Below are 6,607 nucleotides of genomic sequence, written 5' to 3'. Positions count from 1 at the left end.
CGATGGTACTGCACTGGTGACGGTGTGGGAGAGTAGGACGCAGCCGGACAACCATTCACGGAAATGGCCCGCCACCACCATGGCGGGCCATTTCTCATGTCCGGGGACCTGTTCATTTGGGGGCATTGCGTGCCTGAGATACTCTGTGCCCATGGCACGGCGGCTCCTTCTTCTCCAGCCGCGCTGACGCTTCCACCGGACGTCACCGCGGCGAACCCCTCCTGTGTGAGGGGCTTTTTTGTGGGCAGCTTCCCGAGCAGGGCTTCGAACAGGCAGGAATGACATGAGCGAGACGGCGCACCGCTACACGGCCGAGCTGGCCGACGAGATCGAGCTGGCCTGGCAGGACCGCTGGGAGAGCAGCGGGGTCTTCAACGCGCCCAACCCGCAGGGCTCCCTCGCGGACCCCGACGAACTCGCCAAGCGCGATGGCGGGCACCTGCTCGTCCTCGACATGTTCCCCTATCCCAGCGGTGCCGGCCTGCACGTCGGCCACCCGCTGGGCTACATCGCCACCGATGTGTACTCGCGCTACCACCGGATGCTCGGCAAGAATGTCCTGCACTGCCTGGGATACGACGCGTTCGGCCTGCCGGCCGAGCAGTATGCCGTCCAGACGGGACAGCACCCTCGCGTCACCACCGAAGCCAACATCGTCATCATGGCGCGCCAGCTGCGCCGGCTCGGGCTCGGCCTGGACCAGCGCCGATCCATCCAGACCATGGACCCGGACTACTACCGCTGGACGCAGTGGATCTTCCTCCAGATCTTCAACTCCTGGTACGACCGCGACGCCGAGCGCGCCGATGGTGGACGCGGCCGCGCCCGGCCCATCAGCGAGCTCGTCGCCGAGTACTCCTCGGGGGAGCGCGCCCTGCCCTCGGACGACGGGCGTGGCTGGGAGGACCTCAGCGACCTCGAGCGCGCCGACATCCTCGACAGCCACCGCCTCGCCTACGCGTCCGAGGCTCCGGTCAACTGGTGCCCCGGGCTGGGCACGGTGCTGTCCAACGAGGAGGTCACCAACGACGGACGCTCCGAGCGGGGCAACTTCCCGGTCTTCAAACGCAACCTGCGCCAGTGGATGATGCGGATCACCGACTACTCCGACCGGCTCGCCGATGACCTGGACCGGGTGCAGTGGCCCGAGAAGGTCAAGGCCATGCAGCGCAACTGGATCGGTCGCAGCCACGGTGCACGGGTCGCGTTCCCCGTCGTCGGAACGCACGAGGGCGCGGAGCCCATCGAGGTCTTCACCACCCGCCCGGACACGCTCTTCGGGGCGACCTTCATGGTGCTCGCGCCGGAGCACCCGCTCGTCGACATCCTCGTGCCCGAAGGGGAGTGGGCCCCCGGGACCAACCCGGCTTGGACCGGTGGGAAGCCGGGCCCGCAGACTGCGGTCACGGCATACCGGCGTGCGGCCTCCCGCAAGAGCGACGTCGAGCGTCAGATCGAGGGCAAGGACAAGACCGGTGTCTTCACCGGTGCCTGGGCGACCAACCCGGCCACGGGTGAGCAGCTGCCGATCTTCATCGCCGACTACGTGCTCATGGGCTACGGCACTGGCGCCATCATGGCGGTGCCCGGCCAGGACGAGCGCGACTGGCACTTCGCCGACGTGTTCGATCTGCCGAAGATCCGCACCGTGCAGCCGAGTGAGGGACATCCCGAGGACGAGGCCTTCACCGGGGACGGCCCGGCGATCAACTCGGCCAACGACTCGATCGACCTCAACGGCAAGCCGGTCGCCGAGGCCAAGGCGGCGATGATCGACTGGCTCGTCGAGCGTGGCCACGGCCAGGCGACGGTGAGTTACAAGCTGCGCGACTGGCTGTTCAGCCGCCAGCGTTACTGGGGCGAGCCGTTCCCCATCGTCTTCGACACCGACGGCAGCGCCCATGGTGTGCCCGAGTCCATGCTGCCGATCGAGCTGCCGGAGGTCCCGGACTACAGCCCGCGCACGTTCGACCCCGAGGACGCGCAGAGCTCTCCGGAGCCGCCGCTGGGCCGGGTCGAGGACTGGGTCAACGTCGAGCTCGACCTCGGTGACGGCCGCGGTGTCCAGAGCTATCGCCGTGAGACCAACACGATGCCCAACTGGGCCGGTTCGTGCTGGTACTACTTGCGCTACCTCGACCCCGAGAACCGCGACGAGCTCGTGTCGGCAGCCAACGAGGAGTACTGGATCGGCCCTCGTGACAGCGCTGTTGACGGCGCACCGGCCGGCACCAGGGACCCCGGGGGAGTCGACCTCTACATCGGTGGCGTCGAGCACGCGGTGCTGCACCTGCTCTATGCGCGCTTCTGGCACAAGGTGCTCTTCGACCTCGGGCACGTCTCGAGCGAGGAGCCGTTCCGCACCTACTTCTCGCAGGGCTACATCCAGGCCGCCGCATTCCGTGACGACCGCGGTCAGCCGGTCGAGGCCACCGAGGTCGAGGAGGGCGTCGGCGCCGACGGGCACCCGAGCTTCACCTGGCGGGGCAAGCCGGTGACCCGTGAGTTCGGCAAGATCGGCAAGTCGCTCAAGAACATGGTGTCGCCGGACGAGATGTATGCCGCGTACGGCGCGGACACGTTGCGGCTCTACGAGATGGGCCTGGGCCCGCTCGACCAGAGCAAGCCCTGGGACACCCGCGCCATCGTGGGGTCGCAGCGTTTCCTGCAGCGGCTGTGGCGCAACGTGGTCGACGAGGAGACCGGCGAGGTCCGCGTCGCCGAGGCGCCCATGGACGAGCCGACGGCGCGGGTGCTCCACCGGACCATCGACGCCGTGCGCCGCGACTACGACGAGCTGGGCTTCAACACGGCGATCGCCCGCCTCATCGAGCTCAACAATGCGCTGACGAAGCTCGACGCGGTGCCGCGCGAGGCGGCCGAGCAGCTCGTGCTCATGGTCGCTCCACTCGCGCCTCACATCGCCGAGGAGCTGTGGTCGCGTCTGGGGCACGCGGAGTCGCTGACCCACGAGGACTTCCCCGTGGCCGACCCCGCGCTGCTCGTCGAGGACTCGGTGACGTGCGTCATCCAGATCAAGGGCAAGGTGCGCGACCGCATCGAGGTCGCGGCCGACATCAGCGAGGACGACCTGCGCGAGCAGGCGCTCGCCCTGCCCAAGGTGCTCGAGGCGACGGCCGGGGGGGTGCGCACGGTGATCGTGCGGGCCCCCAAGCTCGTCAACGTCGTCCCGCTCTGAGGTGCTCGTGCTGTTCTAGGCTCGGCGCATGGCGCTGACCCAGCTGATCCTCGTCCGACACGGCCAGTCCGAGGGCAACGTCGCCGCTGAGCAGGCTCAGCGCGATCACCTGGACCGCATCGACGTCCCCGCCCGGGACCCCGACGTGGTGCTGTCGGAGACCGGGCAGCAGCAGGCCGACGCCGTGGGCCGGTGGTTGAGCGGACTGCCCGGGGACGAGCAGCCCCAGGTGATCTGGACCAGTCCCTACCGTCGAGCCCGCGAGACGGCCGACCGTGCCCTCGCCGTGGCCGACGTCGAGCTCGACTACCGCGTCGACGAGCGGCTGAGGGACAGGGACATGGGCATCACCGACCAGCTCACCGCGCAAGGGATCATCGCGCAGTTCCCGCAGGAGGCGGAGCGGCGCGAGTGGCTCGGCAAGTTCTACTACCGGCCACCGGGCGGTGAGTCGTGGGCCGACGTGGCACTGCGGGTGCGTGGGGTGCTCACCGACCTCGCCCACACCGAGAAGCACGAGCGCATCCTCATCACCGCGCACGACGTCGTCATCTTGCTCTTCTGCTATGTCGCCGAGGGCCTCAACGAGAAGGAGGTCCTCGATCGGGCACGCACCAACGGGCTGCGCAACGCCGCCATCTGCCGCCTGCAGCGCGACGAGGACTCCGCGACCGGTTGGGTCGTGACGGACTACAACCTCGACGCGCACCTGCGCGAGGAGGGCATCGAGGTGACCGACCAGCCCGGAGCGTCGGACGAGGTCGGGGGCGAGCATGTCTGAGGACACGGCCCGACGCGAGGACCGCGAGGACGTCCCGGCCGGCGTGGAGGGTGGCTCACCCGGCTCACCACGTCTCGTCACGCCGGCCCTCCTGCGCTCCTGGCCGCTGCCCGAGCCGGATGGCACCAAGTACAGCCGCGGGCTCGCCCTCGTCGTGGGTGGTTCCTGCTCCACGCCGGGCGGAGTCATGCTGGCAGGGACATCAGCGTTGCGGATGGGTGCGGGCCGGCTGCACATCGGCACGGCTGATGACGTCGCGATGCCGGTCGCCGTCGCCCTGCCGGAGTGCGGCACCACCGGGTTGCCCCAGGACGACGAGGGCGCCATCACCGGCGAGCGGGCCGGCGCGCTGCTCGAGAAGGAGCTGTCGCGCGCTGACGCCGTGCTCCTCGGTCCCGGTCTCTCCGACGCCGAGGGCGCGGCCCGTCTGCTCGAGGAGGTCGTCACGGTTCTGCCCGACGACACACCGGTCGTCCTCGACGCCTTCGGGGCAACGACCCTGCCGGACGTCTCCGTGCAGGTCGTCGAACGCCTCTCCGGGCGGTTACTCCTCACTCCCAACTCCGGTGAGCTCGCCCGCCTCGTGGAGCAGGAGACGCTCTCCGGTGACGACGAGGTGGTCGAGGCGGCGCTCGCGGTGGCGCGCCGGTTCGGAGCGGTGGTGGGCGCCAACACCTGGATCGTCGCCGGCGACAAGGTCTGGCAGGTGACAACCGGCGACACCGGACTGGGCACCTCGGGCAGCGGTGATGTCGTCGCCGGGGCCGCCCTCGGGCTGCTGTCGCGCAGGGCCGGGCTGGTGCAGGCGCTGGTCTGGGCGAAGTACGTCCACGCCGCCGCAGGCGACGACCTCGCCGCGCGACTGGGTCGGGTCGGCTACCTCGCCGGTGAGATTCCGCCGCAGCTGCCGCTCGTGCTCGGCTCGCTGCGCGGGGACTGAACGCTTCGCCGCGTTCCAGATCGTGGACTGCGGGTCCCCCGGGCCGGCGCTCCAGCCCTAGACTCCATAACCAAGGTCACGAGTACCAGTGTTCAGCCCCGGCTTGCTGGTCGGCAACCCTCCTCCGCGGTGGGGTGCTCCGGGTGACGACCTGGTCGGCTGCAGCATCGCAGTCGGCAAGCGCGGACTCGCGAGCACCTTCGAGAGTCCAACGACTCTCCAGGGAGCACCACATGTCGATCGCCAGCTCGATCCCGCACACCTTCACCCGCGAACGCCGTCAGCCGTGGCTGCGCTCGGTCCCCGCTCCGCGCACGACTGCCCTGGCCCAGACCTCACCGAGCCCGGCGGCTCCGGCCCCGACGGCGCCGACCGAGGCACCGGCACACCAGGTCCCTGCAGTCGTCGCGGCGCCCAGGGTCCCGACCTGCCACGGCACGTTCGTCGAGTACGCGAACTTCGACCACGGCGCGTCCACCCCGGCCCTGGTCAGCGTCAAGGCTGCGGTCGACAGGGCCACCGAGACCTACTCCAGCGTCCACCGCGGACAGGGGTGGGCCAGCCAGGTGTCGAGCCACTACTACGAGGCCGCCCGTGACGAGGTGGCCCGCTTCGTCGGTGCCCGCGAGGGTGACGAGGTCATCTTCACCCGCAACACCACCGACTCCTTCAACCTGTTGGCCCGCGCGCTGCCGCGCCGCACGCAGGTCATCGTCTTCGCCACCGAGCACCACGCGACGCTCCTGCCGTGGGACGCCCGTCGCACGACGCGCCTGCCCGTGCCGCTCACCCACAAGGACGCCGAAGCGCTGCTCACCGACGCGCTCCGGCGCAGCACGTCCTCGAGCACGCTCGTCGTCCTCAGCGGCGCCTCCAACGTCACGGGTGAGTACTGGCCGATCGAGCGCCTCGCCGCGATCGCCCGGCGCCGAGGCGCCCGCGTCGCGCTCGATGCCGCACAGCTCGCCGGCCACCGCCGCATCGACCTCGACGCGCTGGGTGTCGACTACGCCGCGTTCAGCGGGCACAAGATCTATGCCCCCTATGGCGCCGGCGTCCTCGTCGGTCGCGCCGACTGGCTCGACGCCGCCGCGCCCTACCTCGCTGGCGGCGGGGCCACGGCCAGCGTCGGACCCCTCAGCACCACCTGGCAGACCGGCCCGGCCCGTCACGAGGGCGGCAGCCCCAACGTCCTCGGCGCTGTCGCCCTCGCCGCGGCCTGCGCCGCCATCCGCGAGCACCGTGGTGCCGTCGAGGCCCATGAGTCGCGGGTCACCTCGCGGCTCGTCGACGGCCTGCGCGCCATCGAGGGCGTCGAGACCTTCAGCATCTTCGGCGATGACGCGGACCGCGCGCCGGTGGTGGCCTTCACCCTCGAGGGCCTCGACTCCTCCCTCGTCTCGGCTGCGCTGTCGGCCGAGCACGGCATCGGCGTGCGCGACGGCAAGTTCTGCGCGCACCTCCTCGTCGACACCCTCCTGGCCGACGAGGAGCCCGACGTCACGACCGCCGTGCGGGTCAGTGCCGGCCTTGCCACCACCGACGAGCACGTCGAGCGCCTGCTGACAGCAGTGGCGCAGCTGGCCACGCACGGTCCGGGGACGGCATACGACAGGGTTGAGGGACGCGGCTGGGTGCCGGCCGGCGACCAGCGCGAGACGCTCGTCGATCTGCCCTGGTGACCACG

At 70.4% G+C, this 6,607-nt stretch carries 4 protein-coding genes and 1 riboswitch; all 4 genes read left to right on the top strand.

Annotated elements, in window-relative coordinates; translation table 11 throughout:
- The first annotated feature begins 283 nt into the window (after nucleotides 1–283).
- Complete coding sequence (gene leuS, locus ASG74_RS14890; RefSeq protein ID WP_056145305.1) at nucleotides 284–3,199, top strand: leucine--tRNA ligase; 2,916 nt, start codon at nucleotides 284–286, stop codon at nucleotides 3,197–3,199.
- Nucleotides 3,200–3,227: 28 nt separating this feature from the next.
- Nucleotides 3,228–3,980 (top strand): histidine phosphatase family protein, encoded by a 753-nt coding sequence (locus ASG74_RS14885; RefSeq protein WP_056145302.1) that lies wholly within the window; start codon nucleotides 3,228–3,230, stop codon nucleotides 3,978–3,980.
- Nucleotides 3,973–4,920 (top strand): NAD(P)H-hydrate dehydratase, encoded by a 948-nt coding sequence (locus tag ASG74_RS14880; RefSeq protein WP_082569800.1) that lies wholly within the window; start codon nucleotides 3,973–3,975, stop codon nucleotides 4,918–4,920. Before ASG74_RS14885 ends, ASG74_RS14880 begins: the two co-directional genes overlap by 8 nt.
- A gap of 74 nt (nucleotides 4,921–4,994) precedes the next feature.
- Nucleotides 4,995–5,109, top strand: a riboswitch (SAM riboswitch).
- 44 nt (nucleotides 5,110–5,153) lie between these two features.
- Nucleotides 5,154–6,602 (top strand): aminotransferase class V-fold PLP-dependent enzyme, encoded by a 1,449-nt coding sequence (locus ASG74_RS14875; RefSeq protein ID WP_056145299.1) that lies wholly within the window; start codon nucleotides 5,154–5,156, stop codon nucleotides 6,600–6,602.
- Nucleotides 6,603–6,607 lie beyond the last annotated feature (5 nt).

The organism is Knoellia sp. Soil729 (genome assembly GCF_001427985.1).
Taxonomy (GTDB): domain Bacteria; phylum Actinomycetota; class Actinomycetes; order Actinomycetales; family Dermatophilaceae; genus Knoellia.
This window is presented reverse-complemented; position numbering and strand designations above follow the sequence as displayed.

What these genes read in the sequence shown, in the direction of transcription:
- ASG74_RS14875 (WP_056145299.1), top strand. Translation starts at nt 5,154, where the DNA reads ATGTCGATCGCCAGCTCGATCCCGCACACCTTCACCCGCGAACGCCGT.
- ASG74_RS14880 (WP_082569800.1), top strand. Translation starts at nt 3,973, where the DNA reads ATGTCTGAGGACACGGCCCGACGCGAGGACCGCGAGGACGTCCCGGCC.
- leuS (WP_056145305.1), top strand. Translation starts at nt 284, where the DNA reads ATGAGCGAGACGGCGCACCGCTACACGGCCGAGCTGGCCGACGAGATC.
- ASG74_RS14885 (WP_056145302.1), top strand. Translation starts at nt 3,228, where the DNA reads ATGGCGCTGACCCAGCTGATCCTCGTCCGACACGGCCAGTCCGAGGGC.